Origin of the sequence: Paenibacillus senegalensis JC66, assembly GCF_000285515.1 — a bacterium.
GTDB classification, from domain to species: Bacteria; Bacillota; Bacilli; order Paenibacillales; family NBRC-103111; genus Paenibacillus_L; species Paenibacillus_L senegalensis.
The window spans coordinates 1665151-1690570 of sequence record NZ_HE610957.1; the positions used below are offsets into that span (position 1 = coordinate 1665151).

At 49.1% G+C, this 25420-nt stretch carries 20 protein-coding genes; 11 read left to right on the top strand and 9 right to left on the bottom strand.

Annotation, left to right across the window (positions count from 1 at the left end; translation table 11 throughout):
* Positions 1–316 precede the first annotated feature (316 nt).
* From PSHG_RS07850 to PSHG_RS07860, 3 genes are read right to left on the bottom strand one after another with little or no spacing between them, the layout of a single operon-like run.
* Positions 317–1876, bottom strand: coding sequence for a response regulator transcription factor (locus PSHG_RS07850; protein ID WP_081505076.1), 1560 nt, complete (start codon positions 1874–1876; stop codon positions 317–319).
* 29 nt (positions 1877–1905) lie between these two features.
* Positions 1906–3678 (bottom strand): sensor histidine kinase, encoded by a 1773-nt coding sequence (locus PSHG_RS07855; protein ID WP_010271598.1) that lies wholly within the window; start codon positions 3676–3678, stop codon positions 1906–1908.
* Positions 3679–3699: 21 nt separating this feature from the next.
* Complete coding sequence (locus tag PSHG_RS07860) at positions 3700–5061, bottom strand: extracellular solute-binding protein (protein ID WP_010271601.1); 1362 nt, start codon at positions 5059–5061, stop codon at positions 3700–3702.
* A gap of 285 nt (positions 5062–5346) precedes the next feature.
* Between PSHG_RS07860 and PSHG_RS07865 the strand changes: the two genes are divergently transcribed.
* The 4 genes from PSHG_RS07865 (at position 5347) to PSHG_RS07880 (ending at position 9068) form a co-directional block, all read left to right on the top strand.
* Complete coding sequence (locus tag PSHG_RS07865) at positions 5347–6753, top strand: extracellular solute-binding protein (protein WP_010271604.1); 1407 nt, start codon at positions 5347–5349, stop codon at positions 6751–6753.
* Between the two features lie 251 nt (positions 6754–7004).
* A complete protein-coding gene (locus PSHG_RS07870; protein WP_010271605.1) occupies positions 7005–7865 on the top strand; it encodes a carbohydrate ABC transporter permease in 861 nt (286 codons plus the stop codon).
* On the top strand, positions 7858–8679 hold the full coding sequence (locus PSHG_RS07875; RefSeq protein ID WP_010271607.1) for a carbohydrate ABC transporter permease: 822 nt from the start codon (positions 7858–7860) through the stop codon (positions 8677–8679). The genes PSHG_RS07870 and PSHG_RS07875 overlap by 8 nt, the downstream gene beginning before the upstream one ends.
* Before the next feature lie 152 nt (positions 8680–8831).
* Entirely contained in the window at positions 8832–9068 is a 237-nt protein-coding gene (locus PSHG_RS07880) for a hypothetical protein (protein WP_010271609.1), read from the top strand.
* Between the two features lie 87 nt (positions 9069–9155).
* On the opposite strand, the gene PSHG_RS07885 is transcribed toward PSHG_RS07880, so the two are convergent.
* From PSHG_RS07885 to PSHG_RS07910, 5 genes are all read right to left on the bottom strand, one after another.
* Positions 9156–10244: a GerAB/ArcD/ProY family transporter gene (locus PSHG_RS07885; RefSeq protein ID WP_235782017.1), complete on the bottom strand. Its 1089-nt coding sequence runs from the start codon at positions 10242–10244 to the stop codon at positions 9156–9158.
* Between the two features lie 14 nt (positions 10245–10258).
* Entirely contained in the window at positions 10259–11413 is a 1155-nt protein-coding gene (locus PSHG_RS07890) for a Ger(x)C family spore germination protein (RefSeq protein WP_010271612.1), read from the bottom strand.
* Between the two features lie 6 nt (positions 11414–11419).
* Complete coding sequence (locus PSHG_RS07895; RefSeq protein WP_010271614.1) at positions 11420–12898, bottom strand: spore germination protein; 1479 nt, start codon at positions 12896–12898, stop codon at positions 11420–11422.
* 152 nt (positions 12899–13050) lie between these two features.
* Positions 13051–13968, bottom strand: a complete 918-nt coding sequence (locus tag PSHG_RS07905; RefSeq protein ID WP_010271617.1) for an NAD(P)/FAD-dependent oxidoreductase — start codon at positions 13966–13968, stop codon at positions 13051–13053.
* Between the two features lie 53 nt (positions 13969–14021).
* Positions 14022–14507, bottom strand: coding sequence for an RrF2 family transcriptional regulator (locus PSHG_RS07910; RefSeq protein WP_010271620.1), 486 nt, complete (start codon positions 14505–14507; stop codon positions 14022–14024).
* Between the two features lie 191 nt (positions 14508–14698).
* Here PSHG_RS07910 and PSHG_RS07915 point away from each other — a divergent pair, with 191 nt between their 5' ends.
* From PSHG_RS07915 to PSHG_RS07945, 7 genes are all read left to right on the top strand, one after another.
* Positions 14699–15745 carry a LacI family DNA-binding transcriptional regulator gene (locus tag PSHG_RS07915; RefSeq protein WP_010271622.1) on the top strand — a complete coding sequence of 349 codons (1047 nt, stop codon included), beginning with the start codon at positions 14699–14701 and terminating at the stop codon, positions 15743–15745.
* A gap of 247 nt (positions 15746–15992) precedes the next feature.
* Positions 15993–17297, top strand: coding sequence for an alpha-galactosidase (melA, locus tag PSHG_RS07920; protein WP_010271623.1), 1305 nt, complete (start codon positions 15993–15995; stop codon positions 17295–17297).
* A gap of 87 nt (positions 17298–17384) precedes the next feature.
* Positions 17385–18677 carry an ABC transporter substrate-binding protein gene (locus tag PSHG_RS07925; RefSeq protein ID WP_010271625.1) on the top strand — a complete coding sequence of 431 codons (1293 nt, stop codon included), beginning with the start codon at positions 17385–17387 and terminating at the stop codon, positions 18675–18677.
* A gap of 203 nt (positions 18678–18880) precedes the next feature.
* Positions 18881–19765 (top strand): carbohydrate ABC transporter permease, encoded by an 885-nt coding sequence (locus PSHG_RS07930; RefSeq protein ID WP_010271629.1) that lies wholly within the window; start codon positions 18881–18883, stop codon positions 19763–19765.
* A gap of 11 nt (positions 19766–19776) precedes the next feature.
* Complete coding sequence (locus tag PSHG_RS07935) at positions 19777–20604, top strand: carbohydrate ABC transporter permease (protein ID WP_010271631.1); 828 nt, start codon at positions 19777–19779, stop codon at positions 20602–20604.
* A gap of 39 nt (positions 20605–20643) precedes the next feature.
* Complete coding sequence (locus PSHG_RS07940) at positions 20644–21873, top strand: MFS transporter (protein ID WP_010271634.1); 1230 nt, start codon at positions 20644–20646, stop codon at positions 21871–21873.
* Positions 21866–22813, top strand: coding sequence for a carbohydrate kinase family protein (locus PSHG_RS07945; RefSeq protein WP_010271637.1), 948 nt, complete (start codon positions 21866–21868; stop codon positions 22811–22813). Before PSHG_RS07940 ends, PSHG_RS07945 begins: the two co-directional genes overlap by 8 nt.
* A 64-nt stretch (positions 22814–22877) precedes the next feature.
* On the opposite strand, the gene PSHG_RS07950 is transcribed toward PSHG_RS07945, so the two are convergent.
* On the bottom strand, positions 22878–25331 hold the full coding sequence (locus PSHG_RS07950) for a glycosyl hydrolase family 95 catalytic domain-containing protein (RefSeq protein ID WP_010271639.1): 2454 nt from the start codon (positions 25329–25331) through the stop codon (positions 22878–22880).
* Positions 25332–25420: the final 89 nt, after the last annotated feature.

The window sequence follows — 25420 nt, forward strand, 5'->3', positions numbered from 1 at the left end:
ACCGCTGCGCGGGCTTGTTGCCTGCGTTTTGTACGAAATGTCGTACAAATGCATGGGGTTAAAGTGCGAATACCGGAGATTTGTATGAAACGTCGTACAAATACAGGGGATTGAAGGCAATTACCCAAAATTTGTATGACAAATCGTACAAAAGCATGGGATTGGAGTGCGTTTGCCCAAGATTTGTATGACAAATCGTACAAATGCTTGGCTCAAACAACTGGTTTAAGGAGCTGCAGCCAGTGTTTCAGACGTTTTTTCGTACAAGTTATCACAAGTTATGTCTTGAGGTACGATTACCCGAGACTGCTGTTCTTTACCACCTTCCTCGCGCTTTCCCAGCCGTTTTTTCCCTGAATTCTGTAGGCGTTGTGCCCGTGTATTTCTTAAATTGCTGGCTGAAATATTTAACATCTTCATAACCAACCTTCCGGGAAACATCCGCAACTTTAATCGGTAATTCCAACAGCAGCTGCTTGGCCCTCTCTATTCGTTCGCGGATAACAAAATCACCGAAGGTGATCCCGGTCTCCTTTTTAAATACCTCAGAGAAATGATTGGGGTGCAGATGCAAGTAACGGGCTGTCCGGGTTAAGCTGATTTCCTGCTTGCCCATATTTTGCCTGACATAAGCTGCCGCCCGCTTAGCATAGGACAGGGAACCTCCTGCATAGTGCTGATGATACACCTTCATAAGGTCGTTTAAATATTGAAAGAGCATGTCGCGGTGGGATGATGGCGTACCGGTATGAAAGGAAGGCAGCGGGGCTATTCCTTCCGGATCGGACTCCGTAACCTGCTCCAACCAGCGGAATCCGCATATTGCTATTGAATGTAAGAAAGAAGCCAGCGACTCCAATGTCGTATTGGGATCCAACATTTGTTCCTGGACAACCTGATTCAGCCAGGTTTTCAACGCCATTCGGTTGTTCTCCAGCAGCAAAGCGCACAGCTCTGTTTCACTGCTGCGGGTACAGCCCGTTCTTCCCCCTTTCCTCTCCTTTATGTGCTCATAAGTTAACCATTGCAGCTGCGGGTGCAGCTCCCTGTACCCGGCTACATAATTCGCTATTTCATAAGACTGGGCGATATCCCTGATTTCGTTCACCTCTGTGCCCGCTGCTGCAAACAGCTGACATTTGAGCTGCCGCCCCGTTAGCGATACGGCCTCCTGCAGTACGCGATCGTCATCCCAATCCTTCCCGATGGTGACTATCGCTACCGGCTGATGATGGACAATAAGGGTCTCGCAGGACAATAAATCCTGAAGCATGTTGCTTACCGCAAACGATAACAGCCCGTTAGGGGAATTGGCCCCCCATCCTTCGGCAAGCAGGACAATAACCTGCAGTGCCCGACCTTGTAGAGGAAACCATCCCGGAAAATGACTTTGAATCAAGGACTCCTCCAAATCCGAATCGCTCTCCAGCACCAGCTTTTCCAGAATTCGTTTGCGGGTTTCCTGGCGTCTGAATTCCGCTTTGTCTTTGGATGATTGCTTATCGCGAATGCGTTGAACAGAGCGCAGTACAGCCTGGATGATCTCCGCCGGCCGGCTCGTTTTCAACAAATAATCACTTACTCCGCTGCGGATGGCATCCTGGGCATAGGCGAACTCGTCATATCCTGTCAGGATAATGATTTCCGTATCCGGCAGCAGACGTTTCGTTTCTTTAGCCAGAAACAGCCCGTTCTTCCCAGCCATGCGGATGTCGGTAAGCACAATTTCGGGCTTCTCCCTCGCTATACTATCCAAAGCTTCTTCCGCAGAGAGGGCCGGTTCAAGCAGCTCCAGGCCAAGGCTCTGCCAATCGATTACTCGGGAAAGCCCTGTTCGGATTATGACTTCATCGTCTACGATCAGAATCTTCATCATACTCCTCCTCGTCTATTAGAAAAGGCTGTTCAGCTGGCGGCAGACTCGGGCTTCTGCAAGGGCCGGATAGGGATGGCAAAGGAGACCTCGGTCCCTTTACCCTGTTCACTAAAAATATGCAGCCGTGATTCGGGTCCGTAATGCAGCACCAGACGCTCATTGACATTATTCAGTCCGTAGCCTATTGCTGCCGTTGCTTCCTTGGCTGTTACCGGCTGCAAAAGCCCGTCATGGATTCGGGAGAGGACGTCCTCCGGGATGCCAAGTCCGTTGTCCTGGACAGTTATGTTCATCCATCCGCCTTCCTGGCCGATATAAATATGAATCATGCCCCGCCCTTCCTTCTTCTGAATTCCATGAATCATCGCATTCTCCACCAAAGGCTGAAGCAGGAGCTTCAGCATGGAATGAGGGAGCACTTCCGGTTCGATATCGTAGATCATATCGAATTGATCCGGGTAACGGATCGACTGAATGAGCGCATAGTTTTTGATATGGCTGATTTCCTGCAGCACTGTACAGTAATCCTTTCCTTTATTCAGACTAAACCGCAAGAAATCGCTCAGAGCCCCCACCATATCGGCGATCTTTTTTTCTTCACTCATCAGGGCGATCCAATGGATGGAGGATAGCGTGTTGTAAAGAAAATGAGGGTTGATTTGAGCTTGCAAGGCCCGCATATCCGCTTCCTTCTTGCGTGATTCCAGATGAATGATCTGCTCCTTGAGTTGTTTGATATGACTGCCTAGCCGGTTGTAGCTGGCCACCAATTGTCCTATTTCATTACTCGAATTAATCGAATATAACGGCATCGGCTCATTCGGGTCTATCTTGGAGAGCAATCGGCTTAATATTTTTACCGGTTTGGTCACATGCCTCAAGAAAAATAGAATTAATAAAGTGCTTAACACCGTAGCCAATCCTACAGCAATGCCTGTCAACAATAAAATTCCGCGGTGATCCACCCGATACTGGCTCGTCGGAATGATGCCTACCAAGGTCCATCCTGGCGGGGCCAGATTATGATAGAGGACCGTTGCACCCTCATTTCCATCTCCATAAGCAAAACTTCCATGTTCCCCTCTCCATGGCGGACTGCCCGGATAAAGCTCCTCCCACTTCCGGTTAAGCTCTGTATGTGAATTGCCGGAGACAATATGGCCGGCGGCATCCAGAAGCAGAATTGTCCCCTCTCCGTTTCCGAAGCCCGGTTCCGTCAGATAGGCTTGCAGCGCCTGTTCCTTGATCGTAATAGCTACAAAGCCGAGCTGTTCGAAATGGTCCATACTTCTCAGCGGCCGCAAAAAAGAGATTACGTTCTCCTGGCCGGATAGCGTCCTGTGCTGGTATAGGCCAGTCCATAATTTCGAATCGATATCCCAATCCGTCATGACATGAGCAAGGCCCGATTCGTATATGGAAGTGGAATGCAGGGGATTGATCCGGTTTTTCGAATAAATCGAAATATTAGAGATATAATCCTTCGAATGGATGAGATTCATCATCATCCCCAATATTTCCGGGCGATTCTCAGGATTGGCGTCAAACCCGCTGATGTACTTCTGTATTTCCTGCTGACCGCTTACAAAGATCGACATGCTTTCTACATCATGAATGATGAACTGCAAGCCTTCTTTGATCCGGCTAAGGGTATCCATCCCCATCTGCTTCGATTTTTGCTCAGTTATGTTGACAGAAAGGACGTAAGAAAACACACCCAGCAATAACAAGGGAATAAGACTGGCCAGCAAAGTCAGAATGCTCACCTTACCTTGCAGCGATTTCTTGAAGAACCGCAGCATACGCTAACTACCTCCATGACCTTATCTGAATTTCCCGAGGGACAGCACTTGAGCCGCTTGAATGTTATAGGCGATTTCCTCCGCCTCTCCGCCGTTTAGCAGCTCCCGGATTCCTTCGTTAAGCACATCCAAAGCAGCAGACGTAAGAACCGATTCGTAGGCGGGAGCCAGCTCCGAATTCTCCGTCAATTGGTGCAGCTCCCGGAATAACCTGGGGGCTTCCTTGTTCAGATCAAGCTTATAGCTCACAAGCGTATTGCTCTGAAAAATAGCTTGCTGCGCATCCGGCCCGCTCAAGGCGTAAAGCAGCTGATAGGCTGCTTCCAATTGCTCTCCATGCAATCTGCTGCTGATGCCAAGGCCTGTCCCAACCATTGCCGGAATGGATGAGGGGCTCCCCTTGCCCCCGGGAATGGAAGGCATAAGCGCGAGCCGGGTGGAATCGAGGATCTCGTCCGGGGCATCGCTCAACAAATGGCCTACGGCCCAAGCTCCGTCTATAAACATAGCTGCCTTCTTATCTATGTAAAGCTGTCTCATCTGAGTGCTGTCCAGCTGCTGGAAGTTAGCTTGAAAAGCATCCTTGCGCACTAGCTCCTGCATCAATTCCAAAGCTTCAAGGAAGATAGGGTCAGTGAAACGGGAGCCGGACTGCTCCGCAGCCTGCAGCAGCCACTCCGAACCGGTCCATCTGTCGGCAAGTGCGCTGAATAGGCCGGATTGGGCGGTCCAGTTCGTTTTGTTTCCCATGGCTATCGGAATCACACCATGGCGGTTAAGAACTTCAATAGCCTGCAGCAAGCCTTCCCATGTTTCGGGTACCGGGATGTTATACTGATCCAGCAATTGCTCGTTGTAAAACAGGATCGATGAGGGAGCCAGAGACATAGGAAGCGAATACAGCCTGCCGTCTACCGTGAAGGCTTGGGAAGCTTGCGGAATAAACCGGTCGGTCCAGAACGGATCTCTTGCCAAAGCCTCCTCAATCGGCTGGATAAGACCTCCATGAACAAATTCGCGAGTCATCCAATCCGGCCACATCACGAAAACATCGGGAAGCTCATCAACGGCAGCCATCGTCTTCAAGCGGTGGCGGTAAGCATCCTGATCAATCCCCTCCACCAGCAATTCAATCTCCGGATGCTCCTCACGGAATTTATCCAATTGCTTCCTCATCGTAATAGCGTTCAAATCTTGTCCGGTCCAGTTATGCCATAAGGTCAGCTTCAGCTTCTCCGGACTTTCATCCCATCCATGCTCCAGCGTTTGCGAAGAGGTCGGAAATGCAATTCCCGTACAGCCTGGCAGAACTAGCCCTGCGGCCAAAAGCAGCGGCAGCAGGATACTCCACCGCCGGTCGAATAGGATTCTTGAATTCGGCATTTTCCTTCCCCCTTGTAAACGATCGTCATGGGACGTAATGAGGGAAACTGGCTCTCCCTCTTCTTATAGTGCTAATGATTATAACTTACAATTTGTGGAACGTATAGCATTAATGACGGAAATCATTCCCCTTTCTTAAACTCCTTATAATTCTCCAGCCTGCACCTGAAGATTCCCCCCTTTCGAAGCAGGATGGTTATCTCTACAATGGAAATCGTAAACAGATGACCCTTACATCGAAAGTAAGATCGGGTCTATGTAAATCAAAGATTGGGAGGGTCCAAAATGAGAAAACCTCTATCGGGACATTTCGAAGATGAGCGGCCGCGTTTATCATCCGGCAACCTCGGAAAATTTTTAAATTCGTATGTGGTGAAAAAATTGCTGCCGATGTCAACGGCCTGCTGCATGATGCTGTTAGCCGCTTGCGGAGGCGGAACGACAAACGGTGATGGAGGCAATGGAGGCAATGGAGGAAGCGGTACGACTCCGTCCGTCGAATCACAGCCTGACTCCGAACGAACGATAGAATTCTGGTACATCGATACCGGCGAGAAAGAAAAAGTGTATTTGGAAGCCGTAGAACGGTTCAAAGCAAAGCACCCCGGCGTAGAAGTCAAAACCTTGCAGACTCCTAACGACACTTACAAACAGAAATTCGCCGTAGCCATGTCAGGAGGCACCCCGCCCGATGTTTTCCATTCCTGGGGCGGAAGCTGGCTCAAGGAGTTTGTGGACCAGGATAATGTTCTGGATATCTCCAGTCATATTGACAAAGAACATTATGTTGAACTGGCTTTGAACAATGCAACATTTGATGACAAAGTATACGGCCTTCCGCTGGGTCTGGGCGTTGCCATCTTTTATTACAATAAGGAGCTCTTCAGTCAATACGGGCTAACCGCACCGGAAACTTACGAGGATCTGCTTGGAATTATCGACACGCTAAACGATAACGAGGTGATTCCGATTGCGCTGGCTAACCAGCCCAAATGGCCGGGAGCTTATTACCTAATGTACTTTGCCGACCGGATTGAAGGTCCGGACCTCTTTAAGAGCGCGTATCATCGGAGCGGACGCGCATTTGACGATGCAGGCTATGTGAAAGCCGGGGAATACATTCAGGAACTCGTCAAGAGAGACGCCTTCAATAAGGGATTCAACGGCATTCCTTATGACGCCGGACAAGGCCGCCAGCTGCTGTATACCGAACAAGCTGCCATGATGCTGATGTCCAACGGACTGATCAACAACGTTCGGGAAGAAGCGCCGGAATTTGAAGCGAAGCTGGATACGTTCCTGTTTCCCGCGCTGCCTGACGGCAAGGGAAGCCCGTCCAACCTCAGCGGCTCTACGAATCCGGTTTGGTCGGTGTCCGCGAAGTCGGAGCATCCGGATTTGGCCATCGAGCTGGCCAAAGAATTGTCCAGCCTGCAAACCGCACAAGATTTCGCCGATCGTACCGGAACGATTACTGCTGTTCAAGCGGTCGACTATAAAGATCCATTCTCCGAAAAAATCAGCGAATATGTAGCCAATGCGGAAGATATTCACATGCCGTATGACCAGACCCTTCCGCCGGAGCTGGCTGAGCTGCATAAGGATACAACCCAGGCCCTTTTCGGCTTATCCATCACTCCCGAGGAAGCGGCAGCCCGAATGGAAGAGAAGGCAAAGGAACTGCTGGAATAACGTCCTTTCATTCGGGTTACAGAAAGCGGGTTTTCGGATATCGAATACTTATACTTCCTGATGTAAAACCAAGGGGGAGCTCATCCCCCTTCTTACTATATAAATGGATTCGCAGCAGGACTTAGCCAGAGCCTGCTTGAGAAAGGTAGGGTAACGTGGCAGATATACATATACATCAACTGGAAGCTCAAAACGACCGAAATCGAACACGTCGCGAACTCAAATCTAGACGTGAAGCAGGAAAGCGATGGGTGATCTTTCTGTTTATTGCACCGGCATTTCTTGTCTTCTCCATCTATATCCTTTATCCCATTCTGGCTACGCTGTATTACAGCTTTCATGATTGGAAAGGCGGCAGCAGCAAAACGTATATCGGACTAGCCAATTATACCAGGCTGCTGACCGACGCCGTTTTCTGGACCGGATTGTGGAATAACCTGAAGGTTGTGTTGTCTTCCGTGCTGTTACAAATTCCGTTAGGACTGACAATGGGGTTGCTGTTAATGTCGGCAATTAAAGGCAAGAGATTGTTCCAAACCGTTTATTTCATGCCCTTCCTTATGTCTACGGTCGCTATTGGTTTGCTGTGGCTGTTTCTTTATGATCCCCTGAATGGCTCGATCAACCAGTTTATCGGATGGTTCGGGATGGAGAATATCGCCTGGTTAAGCGAGGAAAGTACAGCAATGGGTTCGGTACTGGCCGTTATTGTATGGCAGTACGCGCCTTTTTATATGGTGTTGTTCAAAGCGGCTTTGGTCGGAATTTCCGAGGATTTGTATGAAGCGGCTCAAATGGATGGGGCCAATGCCTGGCAGCGATTCTACGGAATTACACTGCCTTTGCTCATGCCAACTATCGTCACCTCCTCCATCCTGGCTATTGTCGGATCTTTGAAGTCATTTGATTTGTTCTATACGATGACAGGCGGCGGGCCCAACAGCTCTACGGAACTGATGGGAACCTATATGTATAAATTAGCCTTTGTCCATTTTAATATGGGGTACGCCAGTACGGTAGCCTTTGTTATGTTTCTGGTCGCTTTTGTCGTTGTAGTCCTTATTCAGCTTTTGGAATTCTGGCGGAAAAAGGAAGGAAATTCCCATGCTTGAAAAATTAAAACGAACCCCGCTCTATATATATGCCCTGGCACTGCTTGTATTTACCGGTTATCCCTTTCTGTATATGGTGATGACCTCATTTAAAACGCAGTCTCAGTTTTTCCAGGATCCGTTCGGCCTGTGGACTTCGATACAGTTCTCCAATTATATTCAAGCTTTTAAAGTAGGCGTTCACTCTTATTTTATTAACAGCCTGACAGTAGCGGTCATTTCCGTGCTGCTGATCGTACTTCTCTCTTCCTTGGCCAGTTATCCCCTGGGGAGAATGCGTTTTCGCTGGAACCGCCCGCTCTTTCTGCTGTTTGTATCCGGGATGATGCTGCCGATTCACTCCACGCTGATCCCTATCTTCATTCTGACCCGCAATGCCGGGCTGTATGATTCGCTAACCGGTCTGATCGGTCCTTATGTAGCGTTCAGCCTGCCTATTTCTATCTTTATCCTTACTCAGTTCGTCTCGGAGCTGCCGCGTGAAATTGAAGAGGCGGCGGAAATAGACGGGTGCAGCTATTGGAGAATCTATTGGCAGATTGTTCTTCCGATGGTCACTCCCGCATTATCTACGATTATTATCTATAATTTTATTCATATTTGGACAGAGTTTATATTCGCTCTCGTCTTGATTACAAGCCCGGAAAATATGACCCTGCCTCTCGGAATGCAAAAGTTTTATGGCGAATTCTCCGTCAATGTCCCCAGCTTGATGGCAGCACTGACTGTAACCAGCCTGCCTGTTCTGCTGGTTTATTTCTTCGCTCAGGAGAAAATCGTCAAAGGCTTGACAGGAGGGGCCGTCAAAGCTTAAAAGCGTTATATCCAAGACATAATATGTTGAGCTCCTTAACGAGATCAGCTTACATGACCCAAAAAACAATAATAACCAAATATGGAAAAAGCGTATAGATAACAAAAATAAAGACATACTACAATAGAGATATCGAGAAAGGAGGATTTTACATGTCACAACAACAAGTGCAGCAGTCTCTTCAACAAATTGCACAAATTGCCCAGCAGCTGGAGCAGCAGGAAGCAATGAACGCTCAGCAGCTGCAGCAGCAGGCTCAGAATCAAGCCGGCGGTGCACAAATGAGCGCGCAGCAGCAACAATTAGGTCAGCGCGAGCAAAATGCTGTTCGCCAATTACAGCAAATTCAGCAGCTTGTTCAGCAATGCCAGCAGCAAATGCTTCAATAAAAATCTATATACTCCACTCCTATATAGATAAACCAACGTCTCTGCTTTCCGGCAGGGACGTTTGGTGTTTAATCCGGCAATGACTCGTCACCCAAGCTTGCGCGGGCGGAAAATATAAGATATGACGAGCAGCAGCAGCGGTATTAACGCGCCTATAAAGACTCCGAAATACCCGGTAAATTTATTCAGATTGTCGATTTCCACGAAATTATCAGGATAAACCACTATGACAAACAGAATGATTAACGGAAGATAATAGACATACCGGTTCCATTTTTGCGTGAGATGACTGACTCCGGCAGCGAAGTAAAAATAATAGTTCGCCGTGGTCATGTAGATTTTGATCGTCCACAAAACGATAAACAGCAATTCGAACCGCTCGAGGAATGCACCCGGAATTTCGATTTGCTGGGCAAAGGAAAGAACCGGCCACTGCAAGCGGGATACTTCTTCCACAGACATGCAGCCGATAACCATCGTTACCATCAAGAGATACAGCCCCATGGCGATGTAATAGCCGATCGCTCCCGCCTTCCACGCCTTTTGCGGATTAACCATGAAATTCGTCAGGATGAGCATGGATTCAAAGCCGAGTATGGAAAAGGGGACAACCTCCATAGACCGGAAAACCGGCCCCCATCCTTCATGAAAAACGGGACGCAAATTATCGAGATTAAAGTTGTTAAGGTTAAAAATAACGAGCAGCAAAAAAACAACGAGGGTTAAAGGAATGAAGAGCTCTACCAGCCGAACCATTACATGCAGCCCGCCTGACGTCAAATAACCGACAAGCAGCAGAAACGGCAATATAATCGCGATCACCGGGGTTCTTTCCAACGCCAGCACTTTAATAAATTCCGCCATCATTCTTACGACCATCGAGCAGGTAAGCAGACAGTATCCTATAAATAAAATATTGATGATAGGACCGATTACTTTTCCGGCAATCAGTGTAGTGATCTCATAAAATGTTTTCCCGGGAAATCTCCGGCACAAGCTTACATTGATTAAGACGACAAGCAGCCCAAGCAAGCTGGCCAAGAACAGGCCCTGCCAAACGTCGGGAGTTTGCGTCTTTTCCGCTATGCGTCTAGGCAAGCTTACAATTTCAACAGCGTATACGGTTGAGGCTACCGTAAACACCGTTTGAATGGTGGAGATTTTTTCATGTCTCATGGAAGGCAAATTGGCTATGACGGTCCAACTCCTTTGGAATAAGCTCCCGTTCGTTCCACCTCAACGTCCACCAGAACTTCAACCGGGATTTTGCTAAACATTTCGGGCCAGTTGTCCTTTACACGGTCCCAGGTTTTGGGATGATTCACTTTTAATTTAGTGCGAAAATCGATAACATCCGCTTTTTCTTTTTTCTGAAGCTTGTTTAAAGAACGATGCACGGTTTCTTTGATTTCCTCTTGAACCGCTTTCTTGGCCGCTTGCAAGAACGATTCCTTCAGAAAATCCGCGGCTGCAGCCCTGCTTTCATTCATATTAAGACACGTCTTAATATGAAGCGTGAATGAAATGTCTTCTCCCTTTACATAAGGGGTAAGGGTACTCCTTACACTGTCAACCTCGAACGTCATCATATGATTCGTCCCCTTAGCCTCGGCTTTAATAACGGTCCCCTTCGTGTTCCCCAACATCCAGTTGATTCCGCTGACCTCCTCCCCACTCAGCCAGCCGGCAAATTTCTTCGTTTTACCATTGATCAGGGCCCCGCCTGCCACTCGATTGCTGCTATTGGCATGCACCCGCTGAATGACAAAATCAGCTCCCTGCGAAACACGGATGGACACTTCTCCCAATGTTATTTTTTCCGGTATTTTTGCATTGGAATGGCTATTTTTAGATATATCCCTGAGGTTTACCGAAGGCAAGTCTTTATGCTTCCCCACGTTCTTCAACGCGTCTTTGGCGCTTCCCTCAATGACCATCACAACAGAATTGCGGCTTGGCTTGTAAGAACGGATAAATGGATCCAGCAGCTGATCGATCCGCCAATTCGTTAAAGCCTGATCGCTAATTAAGATAAGACGGATAAAATTGTACAGGGGAGCATGAGCTACCTGCTTCGCCTGTTCCCTGGAAGCAGATTGGATAGAGTCCTCGCTAACCGTTGTTATATTAGTGAATTCATTTTCATTGTTCCGCTGCGCTATTAAATGTTGATAAGTAAGCTGCAAAATATCTTGATCTACATCGATCGCAACGCCAAGAACAACGCTTAGTTCCTCAATTTCCCTGCTGTCCCAGCATCCGGAAAGCAGTGCGCAAACTATCCAGACGACAGCGCATTTCCGCAGCAGAGGAATATTCCCGGAACGAAAGATGGAATATATCATACGGCTCTACTTCCTTTTTCTGTCGGACATTGTTTCATCTTGGGTTTTTAATGTTAAGGAGCGTCTTTTCAACTGCTTGTATGGAATGCGTACCAAGGCATCCTGCAGGTCTCTAAAACGGATAGGCGCTAAAGGAGCCATATAGGAAACACCGAAGCTCTTGAGCCGAACCATGTGGGCGCCGAGAAAAATAAACGACAGCATCACCCCATAGAGCCCATATATAGAGGCCGCAAGCATGATCGGAAAGCGCAGCAAACGTATGCCGATACTGCCGCTGTATTGCGGGCTCGCAAAGGATGAAATCGCCGTAAGCCCGACTACAATCACCATGAAGGAACTGACGATCGAAGCTTCAATAGCCGCTTGTCCGATGACGAGTCCGCCTACAATGCCAATTACCTGGCCAATGCCTTTGGGCAGCCGCAGACTTGCCTCGCGCAGGATTTCCAAGGACACCTCCATAATCAGGGCCTCGATCAGGACCGGAAAAGGGACACCTTGTCGCGAGGCTACAATCGACATAATCATTTCAGGCGGGATGAGTCCGGGGTGGAACGAGACCAGACTAATGTACAGGGAAGGCAAAAAGGTGGCCAGGAACATAGCCGCCAAACGAAGAAGACGGAAAAATGTTCCCAGCGGAAATCTTTCATAATAATCCTCCGGGGATTGGGCCAGCATCCAAAATGTCATCGGCGCGATCAGCACGAACGGCGTACCGTCCAGCATAATAACGACCCTCCCGCCCATTAAAGCACTTACTGCTATATCACAGCGTTCCGTCGCTTGAAGCTGCGGAAACGGGGACCATGAGGTTTCCTCAATTAATTGTTCCACGACCCCGGTATCGGGTACGTCATCGATATCGATGGATTGAATCCGTTTTTGGATATCCTGAACCAGCTCCGGGTTGGCGATATCAGCGATATAAACGACAGCCAATTGTCGCAAAGATCTGGTACCGACATGGTAGTTATCAATCTGCAAGCTAACATCCTTGATATAATTCCTAATCATGGCAAGGTTGCTTCCGATATCCTCGATAAAGCCTTGTCTTGGCCCTCTGGCCAAAGTTTCGGTGCTCGGTTCTTCAACATTTCGGCTGGGAAACTTCCCGGTTTTGATAATCAGCGCCTCATCTAATCCATCAATAAGCCAGCAGGTATTCCCCGACATCATTTCCAGAACGCACTGGCTCAAGAAATCGCCCGTTTCGATCTCAACCGGCAGGGCTGTTGTCTGCAGAAATTGTTCTTTTAATATTCCCGGAGTTAACACATGCTTGTTGCCGCCGAGTCCCGCCTGCATGATCGTCTTGATGATTTGCTCATTAATAACTTGGATATCCGCAATACCTGAAAGATAGATAATCATGGTTTTAAAGCCGGACGGCCCTACAGCCAACTCCCTGAACACAGCATCGGAATAATGGCTTAGGGTGCGCTTTAAATATTGTGCGTTAGCTTCAAGCGTCCTTGCCATGATCGTCCTCCTCAGAAGCCTACCTGCGAATTTATATAGTAATTTGTGTTAAAAGCCAATTTAATATTCCAGCATTTTGAATTAATTCCATATTGAATCAATCCGGTATTGATCAACAGGATGAAATAACGAGTCATGCAAAATCTTCTAGCTCATCCGTTTTGCCTCCAAGCCTCCCCGTTTAATTCATTGTTCATGGCTGCAGCAACTAATCCTCCCATGGAGGCGGCAGCTATCGCCTGATGCTGTCGCGATGCCGCATCCCCGGCGCTATAGACGCCCGGCACGCTCGTTTTCCCGAACTCATCGGTGGCAACCATTCCTGTTTCTGTGATGCTGCAACCGATTTGCCGCGGCAAGTCCGATCCTATAACCAAGTCCGGTTTAAAAAAGATCCCCCTGCACGGAATTGCTGTTCCATCCTCGAGAACAACCCGTTGCACAATGCCGCCGCTGGATTCGATCTGGCGAATCGGCGAATCGAAGAGGGGTACCTGGTGCCGCTGCAGCTCTTCACGCTGGGCATCCGTGAGCTCATCGGGCCCATTGGTACAGATCGTAAAACGATTAGTCCATCCGGCAAGTACTGGAGCAAAATGCATGAGCTCAGCTCCCTTGTTAATCACGACGAGCGGCTCGTCTCTCAGTTCCCAGCCATCGCAATACGGGCATACAAAAGCGCTAGTCCCATAAACCTCAGCCAGACCCGGAATGTTGAGCGGCCGATCCTTCATGCCGATGGCAAAAAGGACTTTTTTACATTCGAAAGTTGCTCCTCCGGCAGTTGAGATATGAAAATGCCCGTCTGTTCCCGCTATGGATACAGCTGTATCCGATGCGAAAGACACAGAAGGATAAGAACTGATTTCTTCCCTGGCGATTCGCCGAAATTCACCGGGGCTGATCCCGTCCCGGGTAAGGAAGCCATGGGTCTCGCGGGTGACAGCATTGCGGGGACGCCCCTCATCAATCACCTTGACCTGTTTCCTTGCTCTGCCGAGCATGAGCGCGGCATTCAACCCCGCCGGCCCGCCTCCAATAATTACGACATCAAGAATTTGTTTAGTCATTTTAATCGACCTCCATAGATCTATAATATCCATAATTATGGCGCAAGAAGCCATTACTTATTGCTAGCTTCCTGATTACAGCGCTTGAAAGCCTCATCGCAAACCGACTGAATCGTATGCTCCCTTAAGTATTGATGAAGATGCTGTTCCGCGCCGTTCATCACTCTCTGAATCAAGCATTCGCATTTTTCCGGACGCTCCCGATTCTGCCCTGCAGCTCCTTCCTCCGCCAACAGCCAATGCTGCTGTGAATTCGCATTCGAGCATTCGAACAGCTGCTGCCTTCCTTCGATCACTTGAACAACATCTAGAAATGTAATCTGTTCTGCCGGTCGTGCAAGCTCATAGCCGCCGTTCACCCCCGGCACAGCACGTACAATGCCGTCCTGTCTCAGCTTGGACATGATTTTGGATAAATAGCTTTCGGATACGCCAAGGGCCGCCGCTAATTCCTTGATTCCGACGTTGTGGCGACGCTCCGGTTGAGCCAAGTGGAGTAAAGCGTGCAGGGCATAATCTGTACTTTTGGAGTACTGCATAGTTCCCTCCCCCTTCCAAAAAACTCACTCTTATTATGGACCTGCAATATCCACATTAAACGATTTGGCTCCAATTTTCAATGGCTAATTTATCCGCGGCTTGCTAGCTTAATGTTTGACAGAAGCAGCCTTCATTGGCTATGATGAAGTAGTTCATTTTGGGCCCAAGAAGCTTAAGGGTGGTGTAAAAATTGGCTACTTTAAAAGATATAGCTGAAAAAGTAGGGGTATCAATTTCAACCGTTTCACGGGTGCTGAATAATGACGATAGCAAAATAGTGAACGCCCTGACTAAAGAAAAAATACTGGCGACAGCTCAAGAGTTAGGATATCGGAACAACCGTTGGACACGGCGGTCTGGCAGAGATCACGACAAGAAGACTTCTGTAAGCAAACGCGCAGGGTGCATTATCTCTCTTCCTCAGGAGAATTATTCCTACCCGTATTTTTCGCTTGTATTGAAAGGGATCGAAAACGGACTGGCTGAGCGCGGTTACGGACTGGCCTTCATTCATACTCTTGACGAGTTACGGGATCCGTCCGTAAAGCAGCAGATCATTGAGGAGAGCCAAATAGACGGAGCTATCATTATTGAAGGGATTGACCCGCATATTTACGAACAGTTAAAGAAAAATATCCCGACGATTGTGGGAATTGATGTGAATGATCCGACAATCCCTACGGTTTCTTACGATCGTATAGGCGCTTCCCAAGCAGCTGTTCGCCATCTAATTGCCCAAGGCCACCGTAAAATAGGCTTTATTGGGGGGCTAGGCCTGTCTGGAGACATTACCCGTGAAAAGCGCTTCCGCGGGTACCGTTATGCTCTGCTGGAGGCGGGAATTGAGCTGGAAGACAATTGGGTTCTGAACGCAGGCTGGCAGATCGAAACAAGCTTTGAACTAATGAACCGGCTTGTTCAAGAGAAACGGAATGACCTGCCTTCTGCATTTTTTGTGGCAAGTGATGTCATGGCTATCTCAGCCATGCGAGCTGCTGCGGAAATGGGCATGCGAATCCCGGAGGATATTGCTTTTTTTGGAGTCGATAATATCGAAGTTTCCCAATATACTTCTCCTCCCCTATCCACTATTCATGTACCGAAATATGAAATCGGCCAGATGGCGGCCTACTTATTAGCCGACTATCTAGAGTCGAAACTGACCTTCCCCATTAAGGCACTTCTGCCTTATGAATTGAAACTTCGCGCTTCCTCCTTAACAAAACCCGCTCGATGAGACTTGGGACACCGCGAACTGCGATTTTACAAACAAAGAACCTGCCTGGTGGCCAGGTTCTTTGTTATTTGCGGAATTTCTGAACAGAACTGTTTGACAAAAAGTTAACATTCTCATTGACAAATTTGCCCCAATACGTATAAGATGTTTTTAGGAAAATTTGGGCTAAAATTTTACGCAAATTTTTCTTGTGTTTGGGCTATCCCGTCCACTTCTCTTTACCTATTAACCATAAGGGGGAAATCGTGTGATCAAAGTGACAATTATAGGTGCAGGCAGTATCTTCACGAAAGAGATCGTCGTTGACATGACAAACATTCCGAATTTGGGAGACGAAGTGACTATTGGCTTAATCGATATCGATGCCGGCAGGCTGGATCTGGCCAAACAGCTGGTAGAGAAGATCGCTGCATCCTCAGGGAGGAAATGGAAAGTTGTTGCTTCTACGGATCGTAAGAACGTACTCCCGGGATCTCAATTTGTCATTAATCAAATTGAAGTTCACGGCCTGCAGACCGTAAAGTTCGAGTATGAGATTCCTTTGAAGTATGGTGTCAAGCAGTGTATCGGCGATACCCTCGGTCCTGGAGGATTGTTCAAAACACTTAGAACGCTGCCAGCATGGCTGGACATTATTAGGGATATTGAGAAGTACTGCCCGGGATGCGTCATTCTCAACTACACCAACCCTATGTCAGCCGTCACGTTATCCACGATCAAAACAACACAGATACCGGTTGTCGGCTTATGCCATTCCATTCAAAATACCTCTTCACAGCTGGCACGCTATTTAGGTCTGCCGTATGCAGAACTGAAATGGAGAGCCGGCGGCATCAACCACATGTCATGGTTCGTTGAGCTTACTCATAACGGTCAGGATATGTATCCGCTGCTGAAAGAAAAGATGAAAAATCCGGATCTGCTAAGAAAAGATCCGGTACGGTTTGATGCCATGAATCACTTAGGCGCATTCGTATCCGAATCAAGCGGCCATTTCTCCGAGTACATTCCCTATTACCGTAAGCGCGAAGATCTGATTGAACGTCACTGTGGAATTGGGTACAACGGCGGAACCGGATTCTACGCCAACAACTGGCCCAAGTGGAGACAAGAGAACGACGAGAAAATTGCGAGACGGATTTCCGGAGAGGAAGAAATCGGATTCGAATCCTCCAATGAATATGCCGCAATTATCATGGATGCGATGATTAACAATGAACCGAAAGTCATTTACGGGAATGTAGCCAATACCGGACTGATAGAGAATTTACCGGACAGCGGCGTAGTTGAAGTCGCTTGTCTGATTGACGGGAACGGCATTCATCCGACTCACTTCGGGAAGCTTCCTGAGCATTTAGCTGCCCTCTGCCGCAGCAATATGGCATTCTTCGAACTCGCCGTGTCTGCGGTGCTCAACAACGACAAGGAAGCTGCGCTGCATGCGCTCATGATTGATCCTTTGTCGGCGGCTGTGTGTTCCCTGGATGAAATCAAGGCCATGTTCGATGAACTCTATGAAGCAGAGAAGCCCTATATTGCTGAGCTTCACTAGCTTCGGCAGTGCGTTAGACAGCATTTTGAAAGCGTTTGTAAGCTTGTCCTCATTTATAAATTTTTTCTTATATTAGGGGGTAATGTCATGAAGAAATCAATGATGAATATGGTGGCTCTCACAGTCGCTGCAAGTGTAATGCTTGCCGGCTGTTCCGGAAATAACAATGGCCGCGGTAATCCCGACGGCGGTGGCGAGGAGATTAAACTCGTATGGTGGGTTCACGAGAACCCTTCCTTTGTCGAAGCAAATAAAAAGCTCATCGAAGATTATAAGCAGGTCAATCCCAATGTCACCGTAGATCTTCAGATATTTCCCTATGACGCATTTATCCAGAAAATCAGAGTATCCATGAACACCAATACAGCTCCCGACATTGTGCAAATGTTTGGCACCTGGGTAAGAGAATATGCCAAGAACGGGCTGCTGGAGCCTGCTCCTAACGGAGATTCGCTCCAAGCGGAAGTTTTCCCTGCAGCTATTGGCGGCTTTCTGTACGAAGATAAAGTGTATGGGGTTCCCCATGAGTTCAACATTGAGAACGGGGCTGCCTTAAGATATCCGAAATTGTTCGAAGAAGCCGGTATACAAACCGATCCCCAAACATGGGAAGAGTTAATTGACGCCGCCAAGAAACTAACCCAGCGGGATGGTAATAAAATTACAGTCCGCGGCCTGGATATTACGTCCAATGATAGCGTTGTCTTTTATTTTCTGTCCCTTATCCAACAGCAAGGGGCAGACTTCTGGAATGAAGATCAGACGGCAGTCAACTTCTCTACTCCGGAAGCCCATCAAGCCATGCAGGAGCTGGTGGATTTGGTGAAAGTACACCAAGTTACCGATCTGTCCAAACTGGGAACGACAGATGAACCTTATATGATTTTCTTCAAGGGCGAAGCGGCCATGACTACAGCCGGTCCTTGGACGATCGCAGAAGGCAAGAACACCTTCAATGTGGAAGATTTCGATTACATGCCTATGCCTTCTTATACAGATAACCCTCCTGTATTCAGTGCTGAATCCGGGTGGGGGGAGGTTGTATCCAGCAAAAGTGCAAATAAAGAAGCTGCTTGGGAATTCGTTCAATTTATGATGGAGGATGAGAACGCCTACGCCTGGAATATCCGTACCTCTTCCGTACCAGCCAACAAACATGTTGCGGAAGACCCCCAATATGCCCAAGATGCCCCGGAAGTTAAGGCTTCCCTTGATGTATTAGAACATGGGCGATGGATTGGGCCGTTGGCTGACCGCGATTATTTTTTTAAAACGATCAATGACGCTTACGCCCAGATTGCTTTCGACCGGATCAGTGTGGAGGACGGCTTGAAGAAAGCCGAAGACGACATAAATAAAATGCTCAAGAGCAAGCAGTAGCCTTTTTGAAAACGGCTTCAAAGTGATTGGGGGCGCGCTAGTGCCTCCTGACACATTTTCGGGTCAAGTCCCCGTTTTGTCGGATTATTATTTGGGGCTCCACTTTGCGGGGCTATGTTCTGGGGTTCCCGCTGAGTATCTGAGATACATCGAAGCCAGGGCTCCACTTTGTGGGGCTAACTAAGGGAGGCATGTTGAGAAAAATGTCCAAACAATTATTATCGGAACGCCGATTTGTCATTATCTCTCTGGCGCCCATTCTTCTGTTATTTATGGTATTCTCCGTCATTCCGATCGCGATCGGCACGGTACTGATGTTTTTTGACTATTCGCCGTTATCCTCGTCTGTACCTTTTGCCGGCTTGAAGCACATTCAAGAGCTGTTTGCCGATCCGATGTTCTTCAAATCCCTGGGCGTCACCTTTACGTTCGTGTTTATCGCCATTCCTGCTAATATTATTATTACTCTGCTGATTGCGATTGGCATCAATAAGATCCGCAACGGATTCTTCAGAAACGGATTCCGGACGATGTTCTTCCTCCCGGCTGTAGCTCCGCTTGCCGGTTCGGCCGTTATTTGGACCACGATGTTCAATGCGGACAGCGGAGTTATCAATATGGCTTTAAACAGCTTGGGACTGCCCTCGGTCAATTGGCTGACGGACCCGGCCACAGCGTTGATTTCAATCATTATCATGACCCTATGGGCCGACGTAGGCTACAATATTGTTCTGTTTATGGCAGGAATTGATTCGATTCCGGAGTCGCTTTACGAAGCGGCAGAGCTGGACGGAGCATCCCCCTGGCATGTCTTCTGGAGCATCACGATCCCTATGTTAAGCCGGACTATGCTGTTCGTCTTTATCATGACAAGCATTTCTTATTTCCAGATGTTCCCTCAGTTCCAGATCATGACCAGCGGAGGGCCTCTGTATGAAACTTACGTGCTTGCGCTCAACATCTATGACCAGGCCTTCACTTATATGAATATGAGCTATGCTTCGGCGATGGCGTTCATGCTGCTTATTATCATCCTGATTTTGACGCTTATCCAGATGAGGATAGGCCGATCCCAGTGGGAGCATTAAGGGGGAACGACATGAGGAGAAAAAAATGGAGTCTGCCGTATGTGCTGCTCTTTAGCACCTTGCTGGTCGGTTCGATATTGATGTTTATCCCATATATATGGATGGTGCTGACTTCCTTTAAGAGCAATGCGGAAATTTTGACTTCCGCCAATCATTTGCTGCCCCAGGAGCCGACTCTGGACGGGTACCGGAAGGTGCTGAGGGACGCCCCATTTTTCCGCTGGTTTATCAACAGCGTGTCGACGGCCGTCCTTATTACACTGGGAGCCGTATATTCAAGCGCTCTTGCCGGCTATGTGTTTGCAAAGTTCCGCTTCCGGGGCAAACGACTGCTGTTTATTGCCATTCTGGCTACAATGATGGTTCCATTTCAGATTGTAATGATCCCGACGTATATCATTATCTCCAAGCTAAATCTGGTCAACCATCTGTCGGCTATCGTTATTCCTTACCTCGTAAGCGCATTCGGAATTTTTTTGGCGAGACAATTCATTGAAGGTATTCCAGGCGAGCTGATTGAAGCCGCGAGAATGGATGGCGCCTCAGAGTTCAGGACGTTCTGGTCGCTAATTCTGCCTCAAATCAAGCCGGCGTTATCCGCGCTTGCGATCTTTACATTTATGGCTGCATGGAACAATTATTTGTGGCCGTCGATCATCTTAAATAAAGAGACGAAAATGACGGTTCCGCTGGCGCTCGTTTTCTTTAACGGCCAGAACGTCGTTAACTATAACGTCGTTATGTCCGCAGCGGTACTCATTATGATCCCCGTTGTGGTGATCTTCCTTATCTTCCAGAAACAATTCATTAAAGGATTGACGATGACCGGCTTTAAGTAAGATCTGTCGCTGATCAGTCCAGTGGAGGCCCGTACAACAATGGAAAATCGGAAATTCCAGATGACACGCGAAGCGGCCGTCACGCTAATGATTCATGGCCTGTTCATCTTGGGGAGCTCGATCTCGCTTGCTTTTTTCAACATCTATTTCTTGCGTCTAAGCGAGTCATTCACCCTCAACCTAATCTATAACGCCTTGTTCTATTTACTGACGCCCATTGGCTTCTGGCTAGGAGGGTGGATAGCCAAACGGCGAGACCGCCTGGTCACGCTCAGAATCAGCTTGCTGCTGCATATGCTGTTCTTTGTACTGGTATTGGCCATGGGAGAAAATATAGTGCCGAGGTACGGATTGATTGCTTTGTGCCAAGGGCTCGCTACGGGTTTTTATTGGGCCGGAATCCTGGTGCTGCTGTATGACGTCTCCGCCAAACTGAACCGGGTACGCTACGTTGGCATCAGCACGGTCACCTTGACGACAGCCAGCTTCTTCGGTCCGCTGGCCGGGGGCTGGATTATCGGCGGCAGGAATGATCTGAGCGGTTATCTGTATGCGTTTGCCCTGACTTTGGCTGTCTTCGTTGTTGTCTTTATCTTATCCATGATGATCGGCAAACAACCGCCGCGCCGCCGCCGCTATCTTCTCTATCTTGCACCCGCAATGGCCAAGCGCAACCCGTTGTGGAAAAAAATGCTGGCCCTCTGGTTTTGCAGCGGCTTTCTGGAGGGGCTTGCGCTTTTTATCCCTGCCCTGCTGCTCTACGAAGTATTTGAACGGGAAAATATCGTTAGTATCGCGCTTGCGGCCACAACCCTGATCTCTGTGGCTGCCAGCTGGTATATGTCCCGCCGCGGTCGGATGGAGAAAGCTCCTGCTTATCTGCTGACCTGTTCCCTTGGCGTTGCTTTCGGTTCCTTGATTCTGCCTGCGGGAATGGGGGCGCTGCAGGTGCTTCTTTTTCTGGGCGTTATCGCCTGCCTGAATCCGGTTTACCACAATACGTTCGTCTCCCGTTTTTTTGCGCAGACGCAGGAGCTCCCTTTGCAGGGCTCTTTTAGAATCGAATCGGTTGTTATTTATGAAACGCTGTTGAATTTCGGGCGGATCGTCCCCATTGCCGCCCTGCTGCCGTTTGCCGGTTCCTTACGCACAGACGCCCTGTGGATCGTGTTCGCCTGTGCAGGGCTGCTGCAGGCAGCAGCCGTGCGTTGGACCTTCCGGACGATGAAATCCAGTCCATATGTAGAGAGAGGGAATAAGTATGAATAAAACCGTGTTCATTATTGGAGAGCTCAATCCGGATGTGATCCTATCCGGCCCCGATGTGAAGCCGGAGCCTAATAAGGAAAAGTGGGTAGAGCAATTCGAAGTTACGCTCGGCTCCTCCTCCGCTATTACCGCATCCGTGCTTTCCCGGTTGGGTGCTGACGTCCAATTTGTTTCCATAGTGGGAAATGATGAATATGGAGCATTCTGTGTAGAGAAATTGCGCCATTATGGAGTCGGCACGGAGTATGTCATTTTTACAGATAAGGAGAAGACCGGGATCACCTTTTCGCTGTCTACGCCGGAAGACCGTTCCCTGCTAACCTATAAAGGAACCATTCCGTTACTAGAGCCCGGTATGATTCCAGTAGAACAAATCCTAAAGGAAGCGGATCATCTTCATTTCGGTTCCTTTTACTTGCAGGAGAACATGAAGCAGCACTGGCTGGAACTGTTCCGTTTGGCTCATACAAACGGGATTAGCACCAGCTTTGATACAGGTTACGATCCCTCAGAAAACTGGGACAGGGCAATCATAAGCTCACTGTTGACTTATACCGATTACTTTATACCAAGCGAGACAGAGCTTGAGCATATTTTCAGCACAGCCGATCTCGACAGGCTGCCGGCTGAGCTTCCGGCACAGCGCGGGCTGATAGCGGTCAAACGGGGAAGTATGGGAGCATCGCTGCTGGATTCAGAAGGAGAATGGCTGCATTCTGAAGCATTCCGCATAAGTCCGGTTGATACAACAGGAGCAGGCGACTCCTTTAACGCCGGATTACTATATTCTGCGCTAAATGGCAATACGCCCGCACAATGCTTGAGGTTCGCTTCAGCCTGTGGTGCATTGGCGACTCTCCGAATCGGGGGGGTCAGCGAGCGACTCCCTTCTGCAGAAGAGGTTATAAATTTTATTCGCCGACAGGGACTAAGTTTGTAAAATGGCAGCTGCCACCGATCAAGCACGAATTAAATTATATCCACAATGCGGCAAAGGGCCTCAATCAGCGCCGGATGGGCGCAGTATGGACAATAAGCCTTTGGCCCGGCTCCAGCTGGAGCCGGCAGCATCCGTGTTTTGCGGAAAACGTCGTAAATGCCTGCGAAGCGGCGTCAGATGAAAAGGTGTAGCCGTTAAAATCCGGCGGAAGCTTGAGCGTAGTATCCGTTGGCCGTTCAGCGCTCAGCTCCAGGCGGAAGAGGCCGCTGGCCTTGTCCCAGACAAGAGACAGCTTTCCTCCGGGATACCTCCAATCCCGCACCCTTCCCCTGATCCATCTGGCTGGAAGGGCCGGGAGCACTTTAATAAGCTTGGGGGAAGCATACAACAACAGCTCCTGTACCGCATTGACCCAGCCCATATTGGCATCCAGCTGAACAGGCGCGGATGGCATGTCCATACAGATGCCCATCTGGCGCCAATCGTTATGCAGCGTGAAGAAGTTGTTAATCAGGCAGGAGCGGGCCAGAATATCCAGGCATTCCAATGCCTGGTCCCCTGCGCCGAGCCGCGCGTAGATCGCCGCCATATGAGCGAGGGACCAGCCGCTCTGGGCGCCGATCAACCGTTTGCGGACGGCTGTTTCAAACGCTTTGAAAAGCTCCGGCTGCTCCTCCCGGATAACTTCCTGTCCAGGAAAGACCGGATACAGATGAGAGAGATGCCGATGATTGTAACGGTCGACAAACTCCGGGTGCATCCACTCTTTGATCGCGCCTTCTTCGTTGATTTGATAGGGAGGGATTTTGCTGAGCATGCCCTTCCATTTCTCTAATTGAATTGTGTCCATGCCTGTGATCTCTCCTGCCTCAAGCAGATGGGTGAGGAGCTCTTTCAATATGGCAAAATCCATAGTCGCATTAATGGCTGACGGCATCGGATGCGCCAGCGGCTGTCCGCTTTCCGGCATATGATTTTGCGGAGTGTTCTCCGGTGAAACCGAGGGATAAATTTTAAAATAGCCGTCTTCATCTTCCACAAGAAAGTCCTCGTAAAATTGTATTGCTTCCTGCATGAAAGGAACCGCCTTCTCCTGAAGGAAGCGAATATCCCCCGTGTACCGGTAATGCTCGACGTAATGCCTGGCCAGCCAGCCTGCAGCACCCGTCCAATTCATGATGACGGGAACAATCTGGTTAGGAACGCCAATTCCGGGCGTCGATCCCGCTGGAATATAGATGCCCTTGCAGCCGTACAGCTTACGCGCATTATCGCGGAAATCATCCAGCAGATCTTCATAATAGCGAAATAACGAAGCCGCCAGCGATGACAGTCCGCCGACGTTAGCATGCCAGTAGATCATCTGAATATTCTCATTGGCCATATTGTGCCCCCAGACAAGACGATAATCTCCGCCCCACAAGCCGTATAAACCGAAAGGAAGGCTGTCTTCCGAGGTCCCGCTTATAAACAGGTAGCGCCCGTATGCCCACAGCTTCTGCACAAGGGCGGCCGGCGCTTCTCCCTCATAGGCCTCCAGCAGCAGCTCTTCATTTGAGCGGTCGTTGCCTGCAGAAGCGAATGGCTCGTCCCCGCTCTCATCGTAGAGCTCCAGACCGGCTGAATGAAATAACCGCTTATGCAGCTCCGTATGAGCATCGAGCAGCTGATCATAACGGTTGCCAGCAGCAGACAGCAATTGACGCAGCCGCTTCCAGTCCTCGCTGCGTCTTCCCTTAATAAATAACTTCACCAGGAACAGCACCTTGGAAGTACCTTTAAATGCAAGCCTTCCGTCCCCGCTTTCGGCAGCAACGCAATCTTCATCGGAAACTAGGCGGAGCACCGCCCCGAAGTCGGAGCCGTCGTCATTACGCCCCGCATAATAAATCCAGGGACCGTCAATGCGGACTTCAACCGACTGTTCCAGCTGCTGGTATTCCGGCTCACTGCTCCAGCGCTCGCTGGGATGCAGCTGCAATGCAATTTCGCCTTCCAGATGATGGCCGCTGCTTTCTATTTCATAAGCGATGATATCTTCAGAGCGGGACACAAACAGCCGCCGCCTGTAGTTTGTTAAGCCGTCCTGCCAGCTAACCGTTACCTCTCCTGTCTCCATATCGAGCACCCTGCGGTAATGGCGGAAAGCATGCTCCCCGGGCATAGTGACCTGCATCGCCGCTAGAGGAAAGCGGGAGGCGAGACGGGCAGCGTAGCCCTGTTCCGTCAAGGTTCTGGACAGATGCCAGCTTGCCTCCGCGTACTTACGTTGATCCATAAGCTTTCTCGTCTCCGCCAAAGTGTGGCTGACATCCGGCAGCGGATCCTTGCGGCCCCAATGCCATAACCCCGTATGATGCAGCAGGATGGTTTCCTCCTTCACCCCGCCGAATACGGACGCCCCGGTCGTTCCGTTGCCCGCTGGAAGCGCCTCTCTCCACATATTTTTCCACCAGGAGGCGGGATATTTAAGCAGCAGCTTGCAGCGGCCGGCAGCAGTTCGTTCGTTGTTCTCCATGACTCCCAGCCTCCTCTCTGTCGCTCATCCATTGAATTGCGATTCGGTTCCTAAAGCCAGACTCCAAGCTTGAACAGCAATTCCAGACG

What these genes read in the sequence shown, in the direction of transcription:
- PSHG_RS07945 (WP_010271637.1), top strand. Translation starts at nt 21,866, where the DNA reads ATGAATAAAACCGTGTTCATTATTGGAGAGCTCAATCCGGATGTGATC.
- PSHG_RS07935 (WP_010271631.1), top strand. Translation starts at nt 19,777, where the DNA reads ATGAGGAGAAAAAAATGGAGTCTGCCGTATGTGCTGCTCTTTAGCACC.
- PSHG_RS07860 (WP_010271601.1), bottom strand. Translation starts at nt 5,061, where the DNA reads ATGCCGAATTCAAGAATCCTATTCGACCGGCGGTGGAGTATCCTGCTG.
- PSHG_RS07850 (WP_081505076.1), bottom strand. Translation starts at nt 1,876, where the DNA reads ATGATGAAGATTCTGATCGTAGACGATGAAGTCATAATCCGAACAGGG.
- PSHG_RS07905 (WP_010271617.1), bottom strand. Translation starts at nt 13,968, where the DNA reads ATGACTAAACAAATTCTTGATGTCGTAATTATTGGAGGCGGGCCGGCG.
- PSHG_RS07855 (WP_010271598.1), bottom strand. Translation starts at nt 3,678, where the DNA reads ATGCTGCGGTTCTTCAAGAAATCGCTGCAAGGTAAGGTGAGCATTCTG.
- PSHG_RS07865 (WP_010271604.1), top strand. Translation starts at nt 5,347, where the DNA reads ATGAGAAAACCTCTATCGGGACATTTCGAAGATGAGCGGCCGCGTTTA.
- PSHG_RS07925 (WP_010271625.1), top strand. Translation starts at nt 17,385, where the DNA reads ATGAAGAAATCAATGATGAATATGGTGGCTCTCACAGTCGCTGCAAGT.
- PSHG_RS07875 (WP_010271607.1), top strand. Translation starts at nt 7,858, where the DNA reads ATGCTTGAAAAATTAAAACGAACCCCGCTCTATATATATGCCCTGGCA.
- PSHG_RS07890 (WP_010271612.1), bottom strand. Translation starts at nt 11,413, where the DNA reads ATGATATATTCCATCTTTCGTTCCGGGAATATTCCTCTGCTGCGGAAA.
- PSHG_RS07885 (WP_235782017.1), bottom strand. Translation starts at nt 10,244, where the DNA reads ATGAGACATGAAAAAATCTCCACCATTCAAACGGTGTTTACGGTAGCC.
- PSHG_RS07880 (WP_010271609.1), top strand. Translation starts at nt 8,832, where the DNA reads ATGTCACAACAACAAGTGCAGCAGTCTCTTCAACAAATTGCACAAATT.
- PSHG_RS07895 (WP_010271614.1), bottom strand. Translation starts at nt 12,898, where the DNA reads ATGGCAAGGACGCTTGAAGCTAACGCACAATATTTAAAGCGCACCCTA.
- PSHG_RS07950 (WP_010271639.1), bottom strand. Translation starts at nt 25,331, where the DNA reads ATGGAGAACAACGAACGAACTGCTGCCGGCCGCTGCAAGCTGCTGCTT.
- PSHG_RS07910 (WP_010271620.1), bottom strand. Translation starts at nt 14,507, where the DNA reads ATGCAGTACTCCAAAAGTACAGATTATGCCCTGCACGCTTTACTCCAC.
- PSHG_RS07930 (WP_010271629.1), top strand. Translation starts at nt 18,881, where the DNA reads ATGTCCAAACAATTATTATCGGAACGCCGATTTGTCATTATCTCTCTG.
- PSHG_RS07940 (WP_010271634.1), top strand. Translation starts at nt 20,644, where the DNA reads ATGGAAAATCGGAAATTCCAGATGACACGCGAAGCGGCCGTCACGCTA.